This is a genomic window from Brachybacterium sp. GCM10030252 (genome assembly GCF_042666535.1).
Taxonomy (GTDB): Bacteria; Actinomycetota; Actinomycetes; order Actinomycetales; family Dermabacteraceae; genus Brachybacterium.
On sequence record NZ_JBHTDM010000032.1, the window covers coordinates 18,885 to 41,234 of the forward strand.

Below are 22,350 nucleotides of genomic sequence, written 5' to 3' on the forward strand. Positions count from 1 at the left end.
CCCGACGATACCGCGAGCGCTCACCGCGGTCGGGGATGACCTGCCGTCCGCGCGGAGCTGTTGCGCATCTCGCGCACACGGGGCAGTTCGATCAGCCAGCGCGGACCCCAGCGGTCGATCACGGCCTGCATCCCGACGGCGGCCAGGAGGGCCATGACCGCCACTGCCGGGACCACCAGCAGCTCCCCGGCCGGTCCGGCGGTCAGCGAGAGCCCGTCGGCGCGGCGCCACGCGACCACCACCAGGTTCAGCACGATCGGATGGACCAGGTAGATCACCAGCGTGCGGCTGCCCACGAAGGACCCGGCGCGAGCCACGGACCCCAGGCGGGCCAGCAGTGGCAGCAGGGCGATGCAGGCCCCGATCCCACTCATCGATGCCACCAGCTCCAGCCCGCGGGACAGGGGCAGCGGCAGTTCTGCGCGCAGCACGATCAGGGCCAGCGGGCAGAACACGGCGGTCAGCCCGAGTCCCAGGACCGGTCGCGGACGCTCCCCGACTGCCAGGATCGTCGACCGCAGGGCGAATCCGGCCGCGTACCACAGCGCGTTGTCGGTGAGCTGGAAGACGCCGTAGACGAGATCACCCCACATCTCGGCGCGCTCCATCGACTCCTGGATCACCGGTGCGGCCGCGTACAGGACCAGGGTCACTGCGAGCAGAACGCCCTTATGAGCACGCAGCAGCCGCGAGAGCACGAAGAACACCGGCAGCGCAGCGATGAACCAGTAGGGCGAGCCCACCACGAACAGCCCGGCGATCTCCCCGCGGACGAAGCCGAGCGGGTCCTCGGGCGCGTAGCGCGGCCACCCGGTGGCGGCGAACAGGAGGCTCCACAGCACGTAGGGCCAGAGCATGTCGAGCACGCGCGGTCGCAGCACCCGGGGCCACGACCGGTGGAGGGCGCCTGCCGCGAGCAGTCCGGCCACCAGGAAGAACAGGGGCATCCGCAGCGGGATCAGGGCGAGATTCGCGCTCGCCCACCAGGCCGCGGCCCGCCCGTCGCCCAGCAGGTCCGCTCCCCCGGAGACGGCCACGTGGTAGAGGACGACAAGGATGATCGAGACCGCCCGTGCCAGGTCCAGCCAGGCGACCCGGCCCTGCGACGTCGCCGGAGCGTGCTCGCTCACCGAGAGGCCCGCAGCGCCTCGCCCTTGCCCACCGCGATCTCGCGGAGCTCCTCCTGGAAGGCGACCATGCGCTCACGCAGCCGAGCGGCCTCCTCGTCCCCGCCGGCCGCGAGGATGCGCGCCGCCAGCAGACCGGCGTTGCGGGCCCCACCGATGGAGACGGTCGCCACCGGCACACCGGCGGGCATCTGCACGATCGAGAGCAGGGAGTCCATGCCGTCGAGGTGCTTCAGCGCCACGGGCACGCCGATCACGGGCAGCGGGGTGAGGGCGGCGAGCATACCGGGCAGGTGCGCGGCGCCGCCCGCGCCGGCGATCACCACGCGCAGGCCGCGGTCGGCGGCGGACCGGCCCCACGCGACCATGTCCTCGGGCATCCGGTGGGCCGAGACCACGTCGACCTCGGCCGCGATCCCGAACTCGGCGAGCGCCGCCTCGGCGGCCTCCATCACCGGGTGGTCGGAGTCGGATCCCATCACGATGCCCACCCGGGGGCGGGTCTCGGTCGCGGTCATCGGATCTCCTTCTCGGGGCCGTCGATGATGAGCTTCTCGGCGCGGTGGGCACGCTCCAGCAGATCCTCCGCGTCGTCCCCGATCAGCGTGACGTGACCGAGCTTGCGCCCCGGCCGGACGGATTTGCCGTACAGGTGGAGCTTCAGCTGCGGGTCGGCCGCCAGCGCGGCGCAGGCGCCGGGGGCGAGGTCCTCCGCGCCGCCTCCGAGCAGATTGACCATGACGGCCACCGGCGCGACAGGATCGGTCGAGCCCAGCGGCAGATCGGCGACCGCGCGCAGATGCTGCTCGAACTGCCCGGTCACCGCGCCGTCCATGGACCAGTGCCCGGTGTTGTGGGGGCGCATGGCCAGTTCGTTGACGCTCACCTCGCCGTCCTCGGTCTCGAAGAGCTCGACGGCGAGCATGCCGACGACGCCGAGGTCCTCCGCGATGTCCTGAGCGAGGCGCTGGATGCGGCGCTGGGCCGCGACGTCGAGCCCCGGAGCAGGTGCGACCACCTCGTAGCAGACCCCGTCCTTCTGGACCGACTGGACGACGGGATAGGCGACGACCTCTCCCCCGGGACGCCGGGCCACCTGCGCGGAGAGCTCACGGGTGAAGGGCACCAGCTCCTCGGCCAGCAGCTCGCCGTGCGCGGCGAGCCAGTCGTCGGCCTGGTCGTCCGCCTCGACGATGCGCACCCCGTGCGCGTCGTACCCGCCGCGCGGGGTCTTGACCACGACCCGGCCGCCGGTCTCGGCGAGCGTCTCGGCGAGATCCTCGCGGGAGCCGATCCGCCACCAGCGCGGGCAGGGATGCCCGAGCGCGGTCAGGCGCTCGCGCATGACGAGCTTGTCCTGGGCGTGGACGAGGGCGGCCGGGCCGGGGCGCACGGCGGCGCCGTCGGCCTCGAGGCGTTCGAGGATCGCGGTGGGCACGTGCTCGTGGTCGAAGGTGATCGCGTCGACCTCCCCCGCGAGGCCCCGCACGGCCTGCTCGTCGTCGTGGCGGCCCAGGCGCACCCGGCCGGCGACGGCGGCGGCGCTCTCCTCGGGGGCCGTGGCCAGCACGGTGGTGGCCAGGCCGAGCTCGATGGCCGGGCCCAGCATCATCCGGGCCAGCTGCCCGCCGCCGACGATGCCGACGGCAGCGGCATGGGGCGATGGCGCACGATGTTCTGAGGGCTGCGGGGTCTCGGACACGGCGGTCAGTGTACGAGGTCAGGCGCGCGACCGCGGGCGGCGCCGGACGACGGACCCCTGCGGCAGCTCCTCAAGCTCGTCGGGGGCGGGGAGGTCCTCGCCCTCGCCGTCGGCTTCGGCGTCGGTGCCCTCCGGGGGCGGCACGTCGTCCTCCCCCGGGGCGGAGATGAGGAACACGCCGAAGGTCGCGGGCCGCTCGGTCAGCAGCTCGAGCCGGCCGCCGTCGTCCTCGACCAGGGTGCGGGCCAGGGCCAGACCCACGCCGGTGCCGGAGGAGCTGCGGCCGGAGACGGAGCGCTCGAAGATCCTCGAGCCGAGCGCCGGGTCGATGCCGCCCCCCTCGTCCATGACCTCGATGACGGTCGAGTGCTCGTTGCGGCGCACCTTGACGGTGGTCCGACCGTCGCCGTGCATCAGGGCGTTCTCGATGAGGGTGGCCAGCACCTGCGTCAGCGGCCCCGGCGATCCCCACACGGCGGCGCTGCGCGGCACCTGGATCCGCAGCTCGCGCTGGGCGCGGCGGTAGGCGGGCGACCACTCCTCGCTCTGCTGGGTGAGCACCGTGCGCAGCTCGACCACGCCGGGGGTGCGGCGCTGGGACGAGCGCGGGGCGTTGATGAGGTCGTGGACCACCTCGGTGAGTCGGTCGATCTGCTCCAGCGAGATGCGGGCCTCGTCGCGCACCCACTCCTCGGAGCTGGTCGCCAGGATCTCGTCGAGCCGCATCGACAGGGCGGTCAGCGGCGTGCGCAGCTGGTGGGAGGCGTCCGAGGCGAGCTGGCTCTCCGCCTCGAGGCGCTCGGTGAGCATCGCACCGGAGCGGGTGAGCTCCTCGGCGACGTCATCGATCTCGGCGATCCCCGAGGGCGTCCACGGCCCGCGGGCGCGGCCGCTGCCCATCTCCTCCGCGCGCCGGCTGAGCCGGGCCAGGGGCATCGAGATCCGCTGGGCCTGCCACAGCGCGACGGAGACGCCGATGGAGACGGCCGAGAGCCCGGCGACGATGATGAGCACCCACGCGCTCGCGGTGTGGGCGGCCACGTCGGACTCCGGGATGGCCACGGTGATCTCCTGGCCGTCGGTGCCGAAGGTGGAGACCTCCACGGGGTTCTTGCCGGGCGGCTCCCCGGCCTGCAGGGTCTGACCGTCGTGGACGACGGTGATCGCCACGTCGAGGTCGGCCTGCTCGTCGACCCGCCGCTGCAGCATCGCCTCATCGAGAGGACGGCCCTCGGACAGCCTCTCCTCGGTGTCCACGCGCACGTCGTCGAGGATCTGGTTCGCCGTGCTCGAGAGGGACTGCTCGTTCAGCTTCAGCCAGGAGTACCCCAGCGGGATACCCAGCAGGAGCACCGAGAGGACCACCGTGATGATGGTGGCCTGCAGCACGCGCTGCCACACGTGTCAGCTCTCCGCGCCGGTCTCGAACCGGAAACCGACACCCCTCACCGTGGTGATCCGGCGCGGGTCCGTGGCGTCGTCACCGAGCTTGCGGCGCAGCCACGAGACGTGCATGTCCAGGGTCTTGGTCGAGCCCCACCATTCGGCGCCCCACACCTCGCGCATCAGGTCGTCACGGGTGACGACGCTCCCGGCCTCGCGCACCAGCACGGTCAGCAGGTCGTACTCCTTGGCCGACAGGCTCAGCTCGTGCCCGTCGGCGTAGGCGCGGCGGGCGGAGACCTCGAGGGTCACGCCGTTGACGTCGTAGGCGTCGCCGGATTCCTCCATGGCCTGGGACCGCCGCATGAGGGCGCGGATCCGGGCCTGCAGCTCCCCGAGGCGGAAGGGCTTGGTGACGTAGTCGTCGGCCCCGGCGTCCAGGCCGACCACGGCGTCGACCTCGTCGGCCCGTGCGGTCAGGATCAGGATCGGCGATTCGAGGCCGCCCTTGCGCAGTCGCCGGGCCACCTCGAGCCCGTCGACATCGGGCAGGCCGAGATCCAGGATCACGACGTCGATCGGGTCCCCTCCGGCGGCGATGGCGAGCGCGTCCATGCCCCGCGATGCGCGCGCGACGGTGTACCCCTCGCGGTCGAGTGCGCGGGAGAGCGGTTCAGCGATGGCCGAGTCGTCCTCGACGAGTAGCAGTCGTGTCACGCGCTCCATCGTACGTCGCCGCCCTCACAGCGGGCTGGTCGTGCCCTGAACCGGGGTGTTGCCTGCTCCGATGCCCAGGTCAGTACCTCAGGTCCAGCGGCGCCGAGCGGTCACGGCGCATCTCCATCACGTGCACCGTGCCGATGCCGTGCAGCTCGACGTCCTCGCCGTCGGCGGTGGCGAATCCGCCCGGCAGCGCCCGCTCGACCGCGGCGGCGGTCTCGTCGTCGACCACCACGGTGCCGGGACGGGCCACCGACTCCATGCGCGCGGCCAGGTTGACCTTGGGCCCGAACACGTCGCCGTAGCGGGAGAACATCGACCCCCAGGACAGGCCCACGCGCACCGGCGGCAGGCCCTGGTCGGCGGTGATGATCTCGGCGAGGCTGACGGCGATCTGGGCGCCGTCCTCCGGCGTGTCGGCGAGGAACATGATCTCGTCGCCCACGGTCTTGACCACGCGGCCGCCGCCGACGGAGATGACGTCGCGGCCGACCGCCTCGAAGCGGCCGACGACGTCGGCCAGCTCGGCGCCGGTGAGGTCCTGGGCCAGACGGGTGAACTGGACCAGGTCGGCGAAGCCGACGGCCCGCTGCAGCGGGAACAGCTCGTCGGTGTCGCGGTGGAGGACCTCGGAGCCCGCGCGGGCGGCGTAGGCGGCGAGCTGGCGACGGAAGGCGAACATCACCTGGGACTCGAGGGTCTCGAGCAGCTCGGGGATGGTGTCGAGCATCTGCTGGCGGGCCTCGGCGTCGTCCGTGCCGTCGGCGTGCTTGGCCTCATCGACCAGCGCCTCGGTGATCCACATGGCCAGCCGGCCCATGTGGAAGCCCAGCCCGCGCGTGATGCTGGCGAAGGCCCGTTCGGAGAGCACGCCGTCCTCGACGATGGCGGCGAGGTCGCCGATCGAGTAGGCGTCCTCCTCGGTGAACACGACGGTGTCCTCGTCCACCGGGGTGAAGCCCAGCGAGCGCCAGTACACGGAGGTGAGGCGCTCGGGGATGTCGTGCTGCTGGGCGAGGTCACGGCGCGAGTACTTGCGCGACCCCTGCAGCAGCACCTTCTCCAGCGCTCCCACGCTGCGGCGCACGGCGGCGAAGCGGCGATTGAGGTCCAGGATCTCCTGGTCCCCCAGCGGGGTCGCGTCGAGATCGGGAGAGTCCTCCGGCGAGAGCGACGGCTCGCCGGGCGGACGGGTCCCGTCCGAGGGCGCAGAGCGCTCCGCGCCGTCGCGCTCCAGGTCTTCCATTCCGCCCGTCACCTGCCGTGCTCCTCCTTCTCGACGCCGTCGCCGGCGTCCGTCGCGGGCCATTCCGGCCCGCCCGGCCTCAGATGTCTCACGTCGCCGATATCCACGGTGGCCTCGCCGCCGGCCTCGAGGTCCACGACCAGCCTGCCGCCGGCCTCGATCGTCCGCGCGATGCCGTGCAGGGCGCCGGCGACGTCTCCCACGGGCTCGACCCGCACCTTACGCCCGATTGTGAGGCACGTCATAGTGTACCGCCGACGAGTACCCGCACCATCCCCGTCTCCCCCACTGGACTCGAGCGCGTCGAGCTCGCTGGCGAGGGCGGTGACCAGGTGGCCCGCGATCGCCTCACGGAGCGAGGCGGCATCGGCAGCACCCGTCCGGTCGTCCGCTCCGGGCCGGATCCCGTCCGCGCCGAGCAGCCAGGCGGTACCGGGCACGAGGGAGCCGTCGACCGCACGCACCGGCCCGCGCAGATTCAGGCCGATGCCGATCAGCACGTCACGGGCTCCGTGTCCCTCGACGAGGATGCCCCCGAGCTTGCGGCCGTCGGCGGTGTGGATGTCGTTGGGCCACTTCAGTCCCAGCGCGGCCCCGTCGGTCCCGACGGCGGCGGCCAGGGCGTCGATCGCCGCCAGCCCCGCTGCCAGCGGGATCCACCCGCGACCGTCCGGTCCGAGGGCGGAGCGGTGGGCGTAGGTCAACGACAGGCTGGCTCCGTCGGGGCTGGCGAAGGCCCGCCCGAGCCGCCCCCGGCCGGCCGTCTGCTCGCGCGCGCTGACCGCGAAGGGAGCCTGCTCGCCGGCCTCCAGGCGGCGCCGGGCCTCATCCTGCGTGGACGTGAGGATTCCCATCGAATGGATCGCCGCGCCGGCCTGCTCGCCGTCGCTCCGACCCCGTGCCGTGCCTCGTCCCATGCCTCGTCCCGTCACTGCTGCCTCACCGGTGCCCGTGCCCGTCCTCGCCGCGGACCAGCCGTTCCCGGCCAGCGGTAGCGTAGTATCCCCGTGTTCATCACCGAAGGATTCATGGCGGCCGCGCAGGCCGCAGCAGGAGGCCCCGTGACCGACGCCCCGCGGCCGCTCACCACCGCCCAGCGACTCGAGGACCTGCGCGAGCGTGACGCCGCCACGGTCTCCGCGGCCGACGAGGTGGCGGTCCAGAAGCAGCACGCGCGAGGGAAGAAGACCGCCCGCGAGCGCATCACGGATCTGCTGGACGACGGCTCGTTCGTCGAGACCGACCGTTTCGTGCGGCACCAGGCCCGCAACTTCGGGATCGAGGCGAAGCGCCCCGACGGAGACGGCATCGTCACCGGGTACGGCACGATCGACGGCCGCCAGGTGTGCGTGTACTCCCAGGACTTCACCGTCTTCGGCGGCTCCCTCGGCGAGGCCCACGGCCGCAAGATCCAGAAGGTCCAGGACCTCGCACTGCGCACCGGGGTGCCGATCATCGGCATCCTCGACGGCGGCGGCGCCCGGATCCAGGAGGGCGTCGCCTCGCTGGCGATGTTCGCCGGCATCTTCCGCCGCAACACCCGCGCCTCGGGCGTGATCCCGCAGATCTCGCTGATCATGGGGCCGGCCGCGGGCGGGGCCGTCTACTCCCCCGCGCTGACGGACATCGTGGTGATGGTCGAGAAGACCTCGCACATGTTCATCACCGGCCCCGACGTGATCCGCACGGTCACCGGGGAGGACGTCGGCTTCGAGGAGCTCGGCGGTGCGCGTACCCACTCCTCCCGCTCCGGTGTGGCCCACTACATGGCGCCCGACGAGGGCGAGGCGATCGAGTACGTCAAGGACCTGCTGAGCTATCTGCCGGCGAACACGCTGAGCCCGGCGCCCTCGTTCCCGGTGCGCTTCGACGAGGCCCTCACGCCGCAGGACACCGCGCTGGACACGCTGATCCCCGACTCCCCGAACCAGCCCTACGACATGCTCGAGGTGCTGCGCGCGGTGCTCGACGACGAGGAGTTCCTCGAGGTCCAGCCGCTGTTCGCCCGCAACATCCTGGTCGGCTTCGGACGGGTCGAGGGCTACAGCGTCGGCATCATCGCCAATCAGCCCTCGCATCTCGCGGGCACGCTGGACATCGACGCCTCGGAGAAGGCGGCGCGCTTCGTGCGCCTGTGCGACTCCTACAACATCCCGGTGCTGACGTTCGTGGACGTGCCCGGCTTCCTGCCCGGCACCGATCAGGAGTTCGGCGGCATCATCCGCCGCGGCGCCAAGCTGCTGTACGCCTACGCCGAGGCCACCGTGCCGCTGGTCACCGTGATCACCCGCAAGGCCTACGGCGGTGCCTACATCGTGATGGGCTCCAAGGAGCTCGGCGCGGATCTCAACCTCGCCTGGCCGACGGCGCAGATCGCGGTGATGGGCTCGCAGGGCGCGGTGAACATCCTCCACCGCCAGGAGCTGCGCTCGGTCCAGGAGGCCGGTGGCGACGTCGAGGCCACGCGCACGCGGCTGGAGACCGAGTACGAGGAGAAGTTCGCCACGCCGTACACCGCCGCCGAGCGCGGCTGGATCGACGGCGTGATCCAGCCCTCGCAGACCCGCGTCGAGATCGCCCATGCGCTGCGGGCGCTGCGCACCAAGCGCGACTCGCTGCCGACCAAGAAGCACGGGAACATCCCGCTGTGAACCAGGAGACACCGTCCGAGCAGCCGCGCGCCGACGTGCGCCTGGTGCGCGGGCAGCTGGCCAGCGACGAGCTCGCGGCGATCGCCGTGGTCGTCTCCGCCATGAGCGTGACCAGCCGTCTGGAAGCCGAGGAGCGCGACCTGGCCGAGGGCCGCACCGGGGACCCCAGCGCCTGGAGCGACCCGGTCCACACCCATCCGCGCGCCCACGGTCTGCGCTCGCATCCCTCGCCCACCGCCTGGCAGTTCTCCGACCGCTGAGCCCGGCTCTGGCCGCATAGACTGCGCCGCATGCCTGCCCTCCCCTCCCCCGCGCCCGGCCGTCCCGCGGCGACCCGCACGCCGTCGGCCCTGGACCGGCTCGCCGACGGGTACGTCGACTCCGTCGCCCGGCTGGATCCGTATCTCGCCACCGAGCTCGGGATCGCCGGTCACGACAGCGAGGTCACCGACTTCTCCCCGGCAGCGGTCGCCGAACGCACCGACGCCGCCCGTGCCCTGCTGGCGTCCATCGGCGAGGTGCCGGATCAGGACGAGACCGACTCCGTCACGCGGGCCGCTCTGACGGAGCGGCTGGGACTGGAGATCGAGCGCTCCGAGCTCCGGCTGGACGTCGCCGGGGTGAACAACCTCGCCTCGCCCCTGCAGTCCCGCGATGTGCTGGACCAGATGCCGGCGGAGACCGCCGAGGACTGGGAGGTCATCGCCGAGCGTATGGCGGCGATGCCGGGCTCGCTGGCCACCTGGGCCGAGTCGCTGCGCGAGGCCGCGGACCACGGCGTGATCTCGGCCCGGCGGCAGCTCGTCCTGGGCGCCGAGCAGGCCCGCGGCTACGCCGCGGAGAACGGCTTCTTCGAGACGTTCGCCGCCTCGGCCGTGGGCGACGGGACCCAGCGGGAGCGGGTCGCCCGCGCTTCCCGCGCCGCCGCCGAGGGCTATCTCGAGCTCGCGGACTTCCTGGACTCGCTCGCCGAGCGGGCACCGGCCGCGGACGCCATCGGCCGGGACGCCTATCGCCTGGCCTCCCGCACCTTCCTGGGCACGGAGGTGGATCTGGATGAGACCTACGCCTGGGGCATCGACGAGCTGCGCGCGATCGTCGCCGAGCAGGAGGAGGTCGCCGCCCGGATCAACGAGCGCCACGGCACCGGTGGCGGGCGTTCCGTCGCGGCCGCCAAGGACGCCCTGCGCTCCGATCCCGCGCGGGTGCTGCATGGCACCGAGGAGCTGCGGGCCTGGATGCAGCAGCTCAGCGACCGCGCGATCGCGGACCTGGCCGGCACCCATTTCGACATCCCCCAGCCGCTGCACCGTCTCGAGTGCCGCATCGCGCAGACCGGTTCCGGCGGCATCTACTACACCGGCCCCAGCGAGGACCTCACCCGGCCCGGCCGCATGTGGTGGGACGTTCCCGCGGGAACGTCCCGGTTCCACACCTGGCTGGAGACGACCACCGTCTACCACGAGGGGGTGCCGGGCCATCACCTGCAGGTCGGCACGCAGACCCTGCAGGCCGGCTCTCTGAACCGGTGGCGCGCCCTGATGTGCTGGGTCTCCGGTCACGGTGAGGGCTGGGCGCTGTACGCCGAACGCCTGATGGATCAGCTGGGATACCTCGACGACGGGGACCGCCTGGGCATGCTCGACGCGCAGCGCCTGCGTGCCGGCCGCGTGGTCCTCGACATCGGCTTCCACGTCGGCCTGCCCATGCCCGAGGGCATCGCCGGCTCGGCCGGCGGCGCCTGGACGTACGAGAAGGCATGGGACTTCATGTCCGCCCACTGGGGCGTGAGCGAGGCCGAGCAGCGCTTCGAGCTGAACCGGTACCTGGGCTGGCCAGGCCAGGCTCCCTCGTACAAGATCGGGCAGCGGGTCTGGGAGCAGCTGGCCGCGCGCACCACCGACCTCCGGGATTTCCACCGCCGCGCCCTCGAACTGGGAAGCCTGCCGCTGTCCGTCCTCGAAGGAGCCCTGTGATGACCACCGATCACGACCCCTTGCTGCTGCTGGCCTCCGCCTCCGCCGGGCGCCGCGCCACTCTGCGCGCCGCCCGCATCGAGCACCGCACCCTCCCGGTCGATCTGGACGAGGAGGGGATTCTCGCAGCCGCCCGCGAGCGCGCCGCCGCCTCCGGCGATCCCGAGGACCTCCTCGTCCCCGCCGATGAGGTGCTGCTGCTGGCACGCGAGAAGGCGCAGGCCGCGACGTCCCGCAGCGAGGGCGGCTACGTGGTCCTGGGCTGCGATTCGATGCTCGAGCTGGACGGCGAGGTCATCGGTAAACCGCACACCGCCGAGCGGGCCGCGGAGCGCTGGCGGGCGATGCGCGGCCGCGCCGGGATCCTGCACTCCGGGCACTGGCTGATCGACGACCGCGACGAGGCCGACGGCGGGACCGGCGGCACCTTCGGCGCGACGGCGAGCTGCCGTGTCACCTTCGCCGAGGTCACCGACGAGGAGATCGAGGCCTACGTCGCCACCGGCGAACCGCTCGGCGTGGCCGGCGGCTTCACGATCGACGGGCGGGCGGGCCCGTTCATCGAGGGCGTGGAGGGTGATCCGCATGCCGTCGTCGGTCTCTCGCTGCCGCTGCTGCGCCGCCTGCTCGGCGAGATCGGGCTCGCCGTCCACGAGCTGTGGGAGAGCGAGCCCCAAGGTGGCGAGGCTCTCGCCGATGCCGCTGAGACCCGCCCGGGCCCTGCGACGATGTGACCCGCCGCGGTACTACACTCGACCTCTGCTGACTCCCGGAAGGAAACCCCCGCCCCATGGCCGCACGCTCCGTCAAGCCCCGCCCCCTGTCCACGGTGCTCATCGCCAACCGTGGAGAGATCGCGGTGCGGATCGCACGGGCCTGCCGGGACGCCGGGCTCCGCTCCGTCGCCGTCTACGCCGATCCCGATCGTGACGCCCTGCACACGCAGATCGCCGACGAGGCCTACGCGCTCGGCGGCACCACCGCCGCCTCCTCCTACCTGGTGGTCGACAAGATCCTCGACATCGCCCAGCGCTCCGGGGCCGACGCGATTCACCCCGGCTACGGGTTCCTCTCCGAGCGCTCCGATTTCGCCCAGGCCGTGATGGACGCCGGGCTGACCTGGATCGGCCCCTCGCCCGAGGCGATCGAGAAGCTCGGCGACAAGGTCTCGGCCCGTCACATCGCCCAGAAGGCCGGCGCTCCCCTGGTCGCCGGCACCAAGGACCCGGTCGCCAACTCGGACGAGGTCGTCGACTTCGCCCGCGCCAACGGCGTGCCGATCGCGATCAAGGCAGCCTTCGGCGGCGGTGGCCGCGGTCTGAAGGTCGCCCGCGAGGAATCCGAGGTGCGCGAGCTGTTCGACTCGGCCGTGCGCGAGGCCACTGCCGCCTTCGGCCGCGGCGAGTGCTTCGTGGAGCGCTACCTCGATGCACCTCGCCACGTCGAGACCCAGTGCCTGGCGGACATGCACGGCAACGTCCAGGTGGTCTCCACCCGCGACTGCTCGCTGCAGCGCCGCCATCAGAAGCTCGTCGAGGAGGCTCCGGCGCCGTTCCTCACCTCCCAGCAGGAGGCCCAGCTGGTCTCCTCCTCCAAGGCGATCCTGCGCGAGGCCGGCTACGTCGGCGCCGGCACCTGCGAATTCCTCGTCGGGGCCGACGGCACCATTTCCTTCCTCGAGGTCAACACCCGCCTGCAGGTCGAGCACCCGGTGACCGAGGAGGTCGCCGGCGTCGACCTGGTGCGCGAGCAGCTGCGCATCGCCGCCGGGGAGACGATCTCGGGAACGGACCCCATCGCCCGTGGCCACTCCTTCGAGTTCCGCATCAACGGCGAGGACCCGGGTCGCGGCTTCATGCCCGCCCCCGGCCGCATCCAGCGCTACGACGTGCCCTCGGGCCCGGGCGTGCGCATGGAGTCGGGCGTGCGCGCCGGCGATGAGGTCTCCGGTGCCTTCGACTCCATGCTGGCCAAGCTCGTGATCACCGGCGCCACCCGCCAGGAGGCCCTCGAGCGCTCCCGCCGCGCGCTGGCCGAGTTCCACATCGAGGGGGTGCCCACGGTGCTGCCCTTCCATCGCACGGTGGTCGAGGACCCGGCGTTCGCCCCCGCGGACCCCGAGCAGCCGTTCACGGTCCATACCCGCTGGATCGAGACCGAGTTCTCCAACGAGATCCCTCCGGCCGCGCTGCCGGCCCAGCCCGAGGAGCCGGAGGATCGCGAGGCCGTGGTGGTCGAGGTCGATGGCCGGCGCGTGGAGATCAGCCTCCCCGCCTCGCTGCGGGCGCCTCAGGCCGCGGTGCGCTCGCGCCGCAAGCGGCAGCACCGGGGTGTCGGCGAGGGCGCCGCGGGCGGCCATTCGGTGACCGCGCCGATGCAGGGCACCATCGTCAAGCTCGTCGCCGAGGAGGGGCAGACCGTCGCCGACAACGACCTGCTGCTGGTGCTCGAGGCCATGAAGATGGAGCAGCCGATCACCGCCCACCGCTCCGGGGTGGTCACGGGGCTCAGCGCCGAGATCGGGGCGACGGTCTCCGCCGGCGCGGTGCTCTGCTCGATCGAGGACTGAGACCCGGCCGGCTCGACGCCGCTGCGCGTCAGTCGTCCGCGCCGTCGAGCCGCCGCGCCACCTCGGCCAGCGACCCGGCCAGCGAGGGGTAGACGGTGAACGTCCCCGCGACCTGCTCGGCGGTGAGCCGATGGGCGACGGCGAGCGTGTAGGGAAGGATCAGCTCGCTGGCGCGCGGGGCGACCACGACGGCGCCGATCACGGTGTGCGAGCCGGGGCGCACGATCAGCTTCACGAACCCCTCGGAGATGCCCTGCATCTTCGCGCGCGGGTTGGTGTCCAGCCCCAGCACTAGCACCTCCCCGGAGATCACCCCGTCGGCCACGTCCTGCTCGCTGACGCCGACGGTGGCGATCTCGGGGCTGGTGAACACGGCCGAGGACACCTGGGCGGCGATCAGCGGTGAGACCGCCTCGCCGAGCGCGTGGTGCATCGCGATCCGTCCCTGCATGGCCGCGACCGAGGCCAACGGGTACACGCCGGTGCAGTCCCCCGCCGCGTACACCCCGCGCACCGAGGTGCGGGAGACCCGGTCGGTCTCGATGTGACCGCGCTCGGTGATGCGCACGCCCGCCTGCTCCAGCCCGAGGTCGCCGGTGCGGGGGATCCCGCCGAGGGCCATCAGCGCGTGGCTGCCGGCGATCTCCTCGCCGGAGGTCAGCGTCACCACCACCCCGTCGCCCCGACGGCAGGCGGAGGCCGCCCGCGACCGGGAGCGCACGCTCACCCCGCGACGGGCGAAGGCGTCCTCGAGCACGTCGGCGGCGTCGGGGTCCGTCCCCGGCAGCACCTTCTCGCGGGAGGAGACCAGGGTGACCTCGCTGCCGAGCGCCCGGTACGCGCTGGCGAACTCGGCGCCGGTGACGCCGGAGCCGACCACGATCAGGTGCTCGGGCAGGTGCTCGAGCTCGTACAGCTGCGTCCAGTTCAGCACCCGCTCGCCGTCGCACGGATCCGAGTCGAGCTCGCGGGGGCGGGCGCCGACGGCCAGCAGCACCACGTCGGCGTGCAGGCTCGCGCTGACGCCCCCTTCGCCGTCGAGGACCTCGACCGTCTCGGGGCCGGCCAGGCGTCCGCGGCCCTCGAGGATCCGGGCGCCGGCCTCGCTCAGGCTGGAGCGGATGTCGGCGGACTGTGCGGCGGCGAGCCGCTTGACCCGGGCGTTGACGGCGGCGAGGTCGACGTTGAGGGTCTGTGCGGTGGGGGCGGAGCCGGTGTCGGCGTCGCGGATCCCGAGGCCGTGTGAGCCGGCGACCACGTCCAGCACATCGGCCGTGGCGATGAGGGTCTTGGAGGGCACCACGTCGGTCAGGACGGCGGCGCCGCCGAGGCCGCGCTCCTCGATGAGCACCGTCTCCGCACCGCGCCGGGCCGCCGCCAGGGCCGCCTCGTACCCGCCGGGGCCGCCGCCGATGATCACCACGCGCGGGCGGTCCCCGGCGCTGGGCAGACGGTGGGGGTCCGACGGGAGGGCGGTGCTGGGATCGCTCACCTCTCCATTGTGGGGCACGACGCCTTCTGCGGGGCACGATCGGGCGCGGACGAGGGAGCGCCTGCGTTACCTTCGATCCATGACGGAATCCGCCCCTGACCCGTATCTGCTCGCCCGCGACGCCGCTGCTGCGATCGCCGAGGCCAGCGGTGTCCCCTCCCACGACCTCGCCCTGGTGCTGGGCTCCGGGTGGGCCGGCGCCGCGGACCTGCTCGGTGAGACGGTGTGGCAGGCCGACGCCACCACCGTTCCCGGCTTCCGGCCCCCCGCCGTGGCCGGCCACATCGGCACCCTGCGCTCGATCCGGGTCGAGGGCAGCGGCGCCCGTGCCCTCGTGCTCGGCGCCCGCACCCACTTCTACGAGGGCGCCGGCGTGGACGCGGTCGTCCACGGCGTGCGCACCGCCGCCGCCACCGGTGCCCGCACCATGGTCCTGACCAACGGCTGCGGCGGTATCATTCCGGACTGGTCCCCCGGCACCCCGGTGCTGATCTCGGATCAGATCAACTTCACCGGCACCACCCCGCTCGAGGGCGCCAACTTCCTCGACCTCACCGACCTGTACACGCCCGCCCTGCGCGAGATCGCCCGCGAGGTCGACCCCTCGCTCGACGAGGGCGTCTACATGCAGTTCCCGGGACCGACGTACGAGACCCCGGCCGAAGTGCAGATGGCAAAGGCCATCGGCGCGAGCCTGGTCGGCATGTCCACCGCCCTCGAGGCCATCGCCGCCCGCGAGGCCGGGATGGACGTGCTCGGCATCTCCCTGGTCACCAACCTCGCCGCCGGGATCAGCCCGGAGGCGCTCAGCCACGAGGAGGTCCTCGAGGCCGGCCGTGACGCGGGTCCCCGGATCTCCCGGCTGCTGGCCGAGACCGTCCGCCGCCTCACCGGTGCACCAGCCGGGGGCGACGACGGGGCGACGGCGCGATGACTCCCCGCCTCGACCCCGCGCTGCGCTCGCGCATCGAGGACTGGATCGCGGACGACCCGGACCCGGCCACCCGGGCCGCCCTCACCTCCCTGCTCGAGCAGGTGTCGGGTGATGACGAGGCGGCGGCCGACGACGAGTCCGCCGCCGGCTCGGTCCTCGACGAGCTGACCGACGCCTTCGCCGGGGATCTCCAGTTCGGCACCGCCGGCCTGCGCGGCCGCATGGGCCCCGGCCCGAACCGCATGAACCTCGCCGTCGTCTCCCGGGCCGCCCGCGGCCTGGCCGACCACCTCATCGGCGACCTCGGTCTCGACCGGCCGCTGGTGGTGATCGGCTACGACGCGCGCTACAACTCCCAGGACTTCGCCCACCGCTCGGCGGCGATCCTCACCGCTGCCGGCGCCCGCGTCCAGCTGCTGGACCGCTTCGGCCCCACCCCGCTGGTCGCCTTCGCCGTCCGCCACCTCGAGGCCGACGCCGGCATCGTCGTCACCGCCTCCCACAATCCGCCTGCGGACAACGGCTACAAGGTCTACCTCGGCGGCCGCGCCGCGGCGGCAGGCGGTCGGGGCGTTCAGATCGTGCCGCCGTCGGACGAGCAGATCGCCGCCCGCATCGCTGCCGTCGGCCCCGTTCGTGAGATCCCCGTCGCCGGGTCCGGCTGGGAGCTGCTGGGCGAGCAGCTGCGTGAGGACTACCTCGCGGCGATCTGCACCCTGCCCGATCTGGAGGGACCACGAGAGGTGCGCATCGTGCACACCGCGATGCACGGCGTGGGCACGGAGACCGCGCTCGCCGCCCTGCACCGCAGCGGGTTCGCGGAGGTCCACACCGTCGCCGAGCAGGCCGACCCCGATCCGGACTTCCCCACCGTGGCCTTCCCCAATCCCGAGGAGCCCGGCGCGATCGATCTGGCCCTGGAGCTGGCCCGATCCGTCGAGGCCGACGTGGTGATCGCCAATGACCCCGATGCGGACCGCTGCGCCGCCGCGGTGCTCGATCCGCATCTGGACGCCTGGCGGATGCTCACCGGCGACGAGCTGGGCGTGCTGCTCGGTGACCACCTGATCCGCCGGCACGAGTACCGCGGCGTCTTCGCCAGGTCGATCGTCTCCAGCCGCTGGCTGGATCGCGTGGTGCAGGCGGCCGCCCCGGCTGGCCACGATGGGCAGGACGCAGCTTCCGTGCTCGAGCCGGCCACGACGCTGACCGGTTTCAAGTGGATCTCCCGCGCGCCGGGAATCGTCTTCGGCTACGAGGAGGCCATCGGGTACTGCGTGCTGCCGGACGTGGTGCGCGACAAGGACGGGCTCTCCACGGCGCTGATGGTCGCCGAGATGGCGGCGCTGGCCCGCGCGGAGGACACCACGTTGGTGGGCAGGCTCGATGAGCTCGCGCAGCGGCACGGCCTGTACTCCACCGCGCAGCTCTCGATCCGCGTCGAGGACCTCACCGAGATCTCCGTGATGATGCAGCAGCTGCGCACCGCGCCGCCGGCTCAGCTGCTCGGGTCGTCCGTGGTCGAGACCCAGGATCTCTCCGCGGGATCCGTCGAGACGACCGGCCTGCCGCCGACGGAGGGCATGCTGCTTCTCAGCGAGGACGACACCCGCGTGGTCGTGCGTCCCTCGGGCACCGAGCCGAAGCTGAAGTGCTACCTCGAGGTCGCAGAAAGCGTTCCCGCGGGAACGTCCCCGGACCAGCTGGGCGCGATCCGGAGTCGCGCCGCCGATCGGCTCGGGGCCCTGCAGGACGAGCTGAGGGAGGCTCTGGGCCAGGCCTGAGCCCAGCCGGTCGTCACCTCGCGCCCCGGCTCAGTAGCCGGTGCCGGTGCCGCCCTCGAGCACTGCGCGCGACGAGGACAGTCCCAGCCGGCTCGCGCCCGCGGCGACCATCGCCTCGGCGGCCTCGCGGGTGCGGATCCCGCCGGAGGCCTTGACCCCGAGCCGGTCGCCGACGGTGCGCCGCATCAGGGCGACGGCCTCCTCGCTGGCCCCACCGGCGGGGTGGAACCCGGTCGAGGTCTTCACGAAATCGGCGCCGGCACGCTCGGCGGCCTCGCACACCGCGACGATCTGCTCGTCGGTGAGCGCTGCCGATTCGATGATCACCTTCAGCACGACGGGCTGCGGCGCGGCGGCGCGGACCTGGCGGATCTCGTCCTCGACGTCGGCGAACTCCCCGGCACGGGCGAGTCCGACGTTGAGGACCATGTCGACCTCGTCGGCTCCCTTCTCGACGGAGTCGGCCGCTTCGGCCGCCTTGATCGAGGGGGCATGCTGACCGGAGGGGAACCCGCACACGGTCGCCACCTTCACGGTGGTCCGTACCGGCAGCATCGACGGCGAGATGCACACCGAGTACGTGCCGAGGTCCTCGGCCTCGCGCAGCAGTGCGGTGACGTCGGCCGGCGTGGCCTCGGGCTTCAGCAGGGTGTGATCGATGAGTGCGGCGAGCTGGTCGCGGTCGAGATTCGTCATGCGCTGATCTTGGCAGACCGGCCGGTCCCCGCGCATCCACGAGCACCCGCACCCATTCCTCCACAACGCGCTGGTGTCCACATTTCGCCGCGGCGCCTGGTGCGCGGCACCGGATCCTGGTCGGCTGGTCGAACACGCGTTCCCCGACCGGGAGGTCACGATGTCCCTCGCCCCGCCGTCCACGCCGCCGGACCGCCTCAGCGCAGAGAGGGCGGCCGCGCCATCCGCCGAGCACGCAGCACCGGGCCCGCCCTCCGTACCGGACGGCCCGCTGTCCCGCACCGATGCTGAACGTCTCGGGTCCCGTATCCAGGACCAGGCGGCCCGCATCGCCGAGGCCACCTGCGAGCTGCTGCTCATGGTCGGTGAGTTCGACGCCCGCGGCGGGCTGAGCTGGTTCGTCGGCCTGAAGTCGACGGCGCACTGGTTGGCGTGGGCATGTTCGATGTCGGCCGGGACCGCCCGCGAGCACGTGCGGATCGCGCGGGTCCTGCCCACGATGCCGCGAACTCTCGGGGAGTTCCGTGCCGGACGGCTCTCGTTCTCCAAGGTGCGCGAGATGACCCGGGTCGCCGGGCGCATCGACGAGGACGCCTTGGTCGAGCTCGCCCGCGACTCCACGGCCTCTCAGCTCGCCCGCGCCATCTCCTCCTTCCGAGCGGCTGATGGGAGCCGACTGGACCAGGAGATGATCCGCGAGGCGCGCTGGCCGACCCGGGACGATGGCATGGTCGAACTGCGGGCGGTGCTGCCGGCAGAGGTCGGCGCCGAGGTGACCACCGCCCTGGAGCTTGCCATGGCCCGGGACGGGCACGATGACGCGCCGGCCGCCACGACGGTGACGCCGGACGCACGGAATGTCCCGCCGACTGCTGCGGGTCAGGCCTCCGGCGAAGCGACCAGCACCGACCGTGCCGATGCGGAGGTGACCACCACGGCCACTCTCGAACAGCGCCGCGCCGATGCGCTGCTCGATGTAGCGCGGGGTTACCTCGCCGCGGCGCCCGACGACCGCTCCGGGGAGGACCGGCATGTGGTGGTGGTCCAGGTCAGCGCCGACGCCCTGAGCCGCGACGTTCCCGCGGGAACGTCCCAGCGGTGCAGCACGACCGGCGGCGGTCCGCTCGAGACCCGCACCGCTGAGCGTCTCGCCTGCACCGGCAAGGTCTCCGTCGCCATCACCGACACGACCGGCGAGGTCCTCCATCTGGGCCGGTCGCGCCGACTCGCCTCCCGCGCCCAACGTCGTGCCCTGAGGCTGCGGGACGAGACCTGCGTGTTTCCCGGCTGCCACCAGAGCAGGCATCTGGACGCTCACCACGTGACCCCCTGGTCCGAGGGCGGCCGCACCGATATAGACGGACTCGCGCTGCTGTGCCGGCGCCACCACGTCATCGTCCACGAAGGCGGGCTCCGCCTCCAGCCGCTTCCGGCATCAGCTGCCGGCCTCTCGCGCTTCACGGTGGTGGACGCGGAAGACCGACCGGTACAGGCACGCTGGCCCGCCATGCTCGAGAGAGTCCGGACCAGGCCGTCGCCCGGCGTCCAGGGCGATGAGGCCGGCGAGGCCGCCGAAGCCGGGAAGGACGACGGTCACGACACTCCGCCACCAGGCTCCGCAGATCCGCGCCGGATCGCGGCGCGGACCGGCGGGCAGGGGTTCAGCTTGTCGGCATGCGTCGATGCGTTGTGCCAGAACGTCGTCACCCTCGCAGCGTGACCCAGGCCGGTGTACATTCCCATTGGGCCTGCGAACGGCAGCCGGTACTCGTCGCGACGGCCCCAGCACGACGCCGAACTGGCCTCTCGAGAGCTTCCGACCATGAGCGTCCCCCGTCGTCGAACCGTCCTCACCTCCGCGGCGCTCGGCGTCACCGGCGTGGCGGCCCTCGGCACCCTCGCCGCGACGTCGTCCATCACCGCCGGCGACGAGCCGTCATCGCCCGCGGGTCGCTTCGGCTTCACGATCGGCTCCCTCGGACCCGAGGGCGAGGGGTCGTCGGTGGAGCGGGTGCTCGAGGACGTCGCGGAGGTGGCGACTCTGGGCGGATCCGGCGTCCGGCTCAACGCCGGGAGCGGGACACTCCTGGAGACCTTCGACGGCCCCGATGACGACCTCGTCTGGAACGAGAGCGCCGTCGCCGAGATGCACCGGATCCTGGCCGCCGCCGCGGACGCCGGGCTCCGCGTGTGCCTCATGGTGATCAACCACTACGACGTCCCCGACGCGAGCGAGGATCGCTGGCTGGCGAAGACCACCGCCTGGTGGGAAGGCCTGGCCGTGCGCTTCGCAGCACAGGTCCAGCAGATCCAGGTCTTCAACGAGGCCGACGCGCTGCACTACCGGCGCTACGAGGCCGTGGGCGACCGTCCCCCCGCCGCGTACCTCAGGGAGCTGGCGTCTCGGATCACAGACGCCGGCCGGATCTTCCGCGCCCACTCCCGGGACGTGCAGATCACCACGAACCTCTACGGCTGGCCGGTGGGCGACGACATCGAGGACCGATGGCACCAGGTGCTCACCGTCCTCGCTCCGACCCTGGATCTGCTCACCGTGGACGCCTACATCGATTGGGCCGATACCGGGGCCGAGACTCTGGGCGGCCTCGTCGACCGGATCGCGAGGCTGCACAGCACATACGGCAAACCCGTCGCCATCGGCGAGCTCGGAGATCCCACGTGCTCCATCTGCAGCACCCAGCAGGAGCAGGCGGAGCATTACGCGACCTTCCTCGACGTGCTCGGAGGTGCCGGCGATGAACTGACCGACGTCTTCTTCTACCAGCTGCGGGACCGCTCCGCCCGGGACGAGAGCGAGGAGACTTTCGGGGTGATGACCGAGTCCGGCTCCGCCAAGGCCGCCTACAACATGCTGCTGGATCGCGGACTGAGCTGACCCCTCGCCGAGCGCACGTGAGCGGTTCGCCTCACCACCGCCCGAACCGCCCGTCGGCCCCGGATCCGGCCCCTCGAGCGCCTAGACTCGTCGCCCGTGACCGAACCCGCCTCCCGCCCTCGCCCGCCGCGACGCATCGTGCTGCTCGCCGGTCCCTCCGGCAGCGGGAAGGGCGAGATGTCCCGCCGCTCCGGGTTGCCGGTGCTGAGCCTGGACGACTTCTACTGCGACGCCGACGCCCCCGGCCTGCCGCATCGATTCGGGATCGTGGACTGGGACGACCCCGCCTCGTGGGATGCCGGCGCGGCCCTCGATGCCCTCACGGCGCTCGCCCACGACGGCACTGCGGAGGTGCCCGTCTATTCGATCTCCGAGTCTCGGCGGGTGGGGACCGGACGGGTCGACGCGGGTGACGCACCCCTGATCATCGCGGAAGGGATCTTCGCCGCCGAGCTGATCGCACCGCTCGCCGCCGCCGGGCTGCTCGCCGATGCGATCGTGCTGCACCGCCCCGTGCCGCTCGTGTTCACGCTGCGACTGGTCCGGGATCTGCGGGAGAACCGCAAGCCGCCCGCGACGCTGCTGCGCCGGGGCTGGGCACTGGCGCGCGAGCAGCCCGGCCAGGTGCAGGGGTGGATCCGCGCGGGCATGCGCCCGGAAGATCTGCGGGCAGGCACGCGCCACCTGCATCGGCTGACGGAGATGGCCACCGCGGAGATCAGCCAGCGACGCCTCGGCCAGCCGACCGACCTCCTGCGCATCACCGCCGTGAGCTTCCTGCGCGAGGGCTCCCGCGGCACCGAGGTGCTGGCGGTGCGCAAGCGCGGCACCGGTTCGTACATGCAGGTCGGAGGCAAGCTGGAGCCGGGCGAATCGGCACTCGAAGCAGCTGCGCGGGAGGTCGAGGAGGAGCTCGACGTCCGCCTGGATCCGGCCGATCTCGAGCTGCTCGGCGAGTTCGAGGCCGTCGCCGCGAACGAGCCGAACACCATCGTGCACTCGACGGTGTTCGTCGCCCGCACGCCTCTGCCGGAGCCGCTGACCGTGCGCGCCGAGATCGACGGGCACCGCTGGTTCGGGGTCGACGAGCCGGGAACCGGTACTCGGCTGGCGCCGCTGATGACCGATCACATCCTGCCTGCGCTGCGAAAGCTCCCACCTCGAGCGCGCTGAC

Annotated in this window: 19 protein-coding genes; 10 read left to right on the forward strand and 9 right to left on the reverse strand. The window is 72.6% G+C overall.

Annotation, left to right across the window (positions count from 1 at the left end):
• Positions 1 to 20: 20 nt before the first annotated feature.
• From ACFQRJ_RS14190 to ACFQRJ_RS14220, 7 genes are all read right to left on the reverse strand, one after another.
• Positions 21 to 1,130: an acyltransferase family protein gene (locus tag ACFQRJ_RS14190; protein ID WP_377019841.1), complete on the reverse strand. Its 1,110-nt coding sequence runs from the start codon at positions 1,128 to 1,130 to the stop codon at positions 21 to 23.
• The gene (gene purE, locus ACFQRJ_RS14195; protein WP_377019842.1) at positions 1,127 to 1,645 is read right to left on the reverse strand and encodes a 5-(carboxyamino)imidazole ribonucleotide mutase; all 519 of its coding nucleotides are present in this window, start codon (positions 1,643 to 1,645) and stop codon (positions 1,127 to 1,129) included. The genes ACFQRJ_RS14190 and purE overlap by 4 nt, the downstream gene beginning before the upstream one ends.
• The gene (locus ACFQRJ_RS14200) at positions 1,642 to 2,829 is read right to left on the reverse strand and encodes a 5-(carboxyamino)imidazole ribonucleotide synthase (protein ID WP_377019843.1); all 1,188 of its coding nucleotides are present in this window, start codon (positions 2,827 to 2,829) and stop codon (positions 1,642 to 1,644) included. Before ACFQRJ_RS14200 ends, purE begins: the two co-directional genes overlap by 4 nt.
• Positions 2,830 to 2,847: 18 nt before the next feature.
• Positions 2,848 to 4,230, reverse strand: coding sequence for an ATP-binding protein (locus ACFQRJ_RS14205; RefSeq protein ID WP_377019844.1), 1,383 nt, complete (start codon positions 4,228 to 4,230; stop codon positions 2,848 to 2,850).
• A 3-nt stretch (positions 4,231 to 4,233) separates the two neighbouring features.
• Positions 4,234 to 4,929 (reverse strand): response regulator transcription factor, encoded by a 696-nt coding sequence (locus tag ACFQRJ_RS14210; RefSeq protein WP_377019845.1) that lies wholly within the window; start codon positions 4,927 to 4,929, stop codon positions 4,234 to 4,236.
• A 79-nt stretch (positions 4,930 to 5,008) separates the two neighbouring features.
• Positions 5,009 to 6,178: an adenylate/guanylate cyclase domain-containing protein gene (locus tag ACFQRJ_RS14215; RefSeq protein ID WP_377019847.1), complete on the reverse strand. Its 1,170-nt coding sequence runs from the start codon at positions 6,176 to 6,178 to the stop codon at positions 5,009 to 5,011.
• An 8-nt stretch (positions 6,179 to 6,186) separates the two neighbouring features.
• Positions 6,187 to 7,032 carry a biotin--[acetyl-CoA-carboxylase] ligase gene (locus ACFQRJ_RS14220; protein ID WP_377019849.1) on the reverse strand — a complete coding sequence of 282 codons (846 nt, stop codon included), beginning with the start codon at positions 7,030 to 7,032 and terminating at the stop codon, positions 6,187 to 6,189.
• A 174-nt stretch (positions 7,033 to 7,206) separates the two neighbouring features.
• On the opposite strand from ACFQRJ_RS14220, the gene ACFQRJ_RS14225 reads away from it, so the two are divergent.
• From ACFQRJ_RS14225 to ACFQRJ_RS14245, 5 genes are read left to right on the forward strand one after another with little or no spacing between them, the layout of a single operon-like run.
• A complete protein-coding gene (locus ACFQRJ_RS14225; RefSeq protein WP_377019904.1) occupies positions 7,207 to 8,829 on the forward strand; it encodes an acyl-CoA carboxylase subunit beta in 1,623 nt (540 codons plus the stop codon).
• Positions 8,826 to 9,089, forward strand: a complete 264-nt coding sequence (locus tag ACFQRJ_RS14230; RefSeq protein ID WP_377019850.1) for an acyl-CoA carboxylase subunit epsilon — start codon at positions 8,826 to 8,828, stop codon at positions 9,087 to 9,089. Before ACFQRJ_RS14225 ends, ACFQRJ_RS14230 begins: the two co-directional genes overlap by 4 nt.
• Positions 9,090 to 9,119: 30 nt before the next feature.
• On the forward strand, positions 9,120 to 10,805 hold the full coding sequence (locus ACFQRJ_RS14235) for a DUF885 domain-containing protein (RefSeq protein ID WP_377019851.1): 1,686 nt from the start codon (positions 9,120 to 9,122) through the stop codon (positions 10,803 to 10,805).
• Positions 10,805 to 11,539 carry a Maf family protein gene (locus ACFQRJ_RS14240; RefSeq protein ID WP_377019852.1) on the forward strand — a complete coding sequence of 245 codons (735 nt, stop codon included), beginning with the start codon at positions 10,805 to 10,807 and terminating at the stop codon, positions 11,537 to 11,539. Before ACFQRJ_RS14235 ends, ACFQRJ_RS14240 begins: the two co-directional genes overlap by 1 nt.
• 56 nt (positions 11,540 to 11,595) lie before the next feature.
• The gene (locus tag ACFQRJ_RS14245) at positions 11,596 to 13,374 is read left to right on the forward strand and encodes an acetyl/propionyl/methylcrotonyl-CoA carboxylase subunit alpha (RefSeq protein ID WP_377019853.1); all 1,779 of its coding nucleotides are present in this window, start codon (positions 11,596 to 11,598) and stop codon (positions 13,372 to 13,374) included.
• Between the two features lie 28 nt (positions 13,375 to 13,402).
• On the opposite strand, the gene ACFQRJ_RS14250 is transcribed toward ACFQRJ_RS14245, so the two are convergent.
• Positions 13,403 to 14,866 (reverse strand): NAD(P)H-quinone dehydrogenase, encoded by a 1,464-nt coding sequence (locus ACFQRJ_RS14250; RefSeq protein WP_377019854.1) that lies wholly within the window; start codon positions 14,864 to 14,866, stop codon positions 13,403 to 13,405.
• A 79-nt stretch (positions 14,867 to 14,945) separates the two neighbouring features.
• Here ACFQRJ_RS14250 and ACFQRJ_RS14255 point away from each other — a divergent pair, with 79 nt between their 5' ends.
• Positions 14,946 to 15,800: a purine-nucleoside phosphorylase gene (locus ACFQRJ_RS14255; RefSeq protein WP_377019855.1), complete on the forward strand. Its 855-nt coding sequence runs from the start codon at positions 14,946 to 14,948 to the stop codon at positions 15,798 to 15,800.
• Positions 15,797 to 17,584: a phospho-sugar mutase gene (locus tag ACFQRJ_RS14260; protein ID WP_377019856.1), complete on the forward strand. Its 1,788-nt coding sequence runs from the start codon at positions 15,797 to 15,799 to the stop codon at positions 17,582 to 17,584. Before ACFQRJ_RS14255 ends, ACFQRJ_RS14260 begins: the two co-directional genes overlap by 4 nt.
• Positions 17,585 to 17,614: 30 nt before the next feature.
• On the opposite strand, the gene deoC is transcribed toward ACFQRJ_RS14260, so the two are convergent.
• On the reverse strand, positions 17,615 to 18,280 hold the full coding sequence (deoC, locus tag ACFQRJ_RS14265) for a deoxyribose-phosphate aldolase (RefSeq protein WP_377019857.1): 666 nt from the start codon (positions 18,278 to 18,280) through the stop codon (positions 17,615 to 17,617).
• 73 nt (positions 18,281 to 18,353) lie between these two features.
• Between deoC and ACFQRJ_RS14270 the strand changes: the two genes are divergently transcribed.
• The 3 genes from ACFQRJ_RS14270 (at position 18,354) to ACFQRJ_RS14280 (ending at position 22,349) form a co-directional block, all read left to right on the forward strand.
• Positions 18,354 to 20,000, forward strand: coding sequence for a DUF222 domain-containing protein (locus tag ACFQRJ_RS14270; RefSeq protein WP_377019858.1), 1,647 nt, complete (start codon positions 18,354 to 18,356; stop codon positions 19,998 to 20,000).
• 102 nt (positions 20,001 to 20,102) lie between these two features.
• Entirely contained in the window at positions 20,103 to 21,176 is a 1,074-nt protein-coding gene (locus ACFQRJ_RS14275; protein ID WP_377019859.1) for a hypothetical protein, read from the forward strand.
• A 96-nt stretch (positions 21,177 to 21,272) separates the two neighbouring features.
• Entirely contained in the window at positions 21,273 to 22,349 is a 1,077-nt protein-coding gene (locus ACFQRJ_RS14280) for an NUDIX domain-containing protein (RefSeq protein WP_377019860.1), read from the forward strand.
• The last annotated feature ends 1 nt before the right edge of the window (position 22,350 follow it).

Bases quoted from the DNA above. Each gene is read 5' to 3' on its own strand.
- purE (WP_377019842.1), bottom strand. From the start codon at position 1,645: ATGACCGCGACCGAGACCCGCCCCCGGGTGGGCATCGTGATGGGATCC.
- ACFQRJ_RS14215 (WP_377019847.1), bottom strand. From the start codon at position 6,178: ATGGAAGACCTGGAGCGCGACGGCGCGGAGCGCTCTGCGCCCTCGGAC.
- ACFQRJ_RS14220 (WP_377019849.1), bottom strand. From the start codon at position 7,032: ATGGGAATCCTCACGTCCACGCAGGATGAGGCCCGGCGCCGCCTGGAG.
- ACFQRJ_RS14225 (WP_377019904.1), top strand. From the start codon at position 7,207: ATGGCGGCCGCGCAGGCCGCAGCAGGAGGCCCCGTGACCGACGCCCCG.
- ACFQRJ_RS14235 (WP_377019851.1), top strand. From the start codon at position 9,120: ATGCCTGCCCTCCCCTCCCCCGCGCCCGGCCGTCCCGCGGCGACCCGC.
- ACFQRJ_RS14240 (WP_377019852.1), top strand. From the start codon at position 10,805: ATGACCACCGATCACGACCCCTTGCTGCTGCTGGCCTCCGCCTCCGCC.
- ACFQRJ_RS14245 (WP_377019853.1), top strand. From the start codon at position 11,596: ATGGCCGCACGCTCCGTCAAGCCCCGCCCCCTGTCCACGGTGCTCATC.
- ACFQRJ_RS14255 (WP_377019855.1), top strand. From the start codon at position 14,946: ATGACGGAATCCGCCCCTGACCCGTATCTGCTCGCCCGCGACGCCGCT.
- ACFQRJ_RS14260 (WP_377019856.1), top strand. From the start codon at position 15,797: ATGACTCCCCGCCTCGACCCCGCGCTGCGCTCGCGCATCGAGGACTGG.
- deoC (WP_377019857.1), bottom strand. From the start codon at position 18,280: ATGACGAATCTCGACCGCGACCAGCTCGCCGCACTCATCGATCACACC.
- ACFQRJ_RS14275 (WP_377019859.1), top strand. From the start codon at position 20,103: ATGAGCGTCCCCCGTCGTCGAACCGTCCTCACCTCCGCGGCGCTCGGC.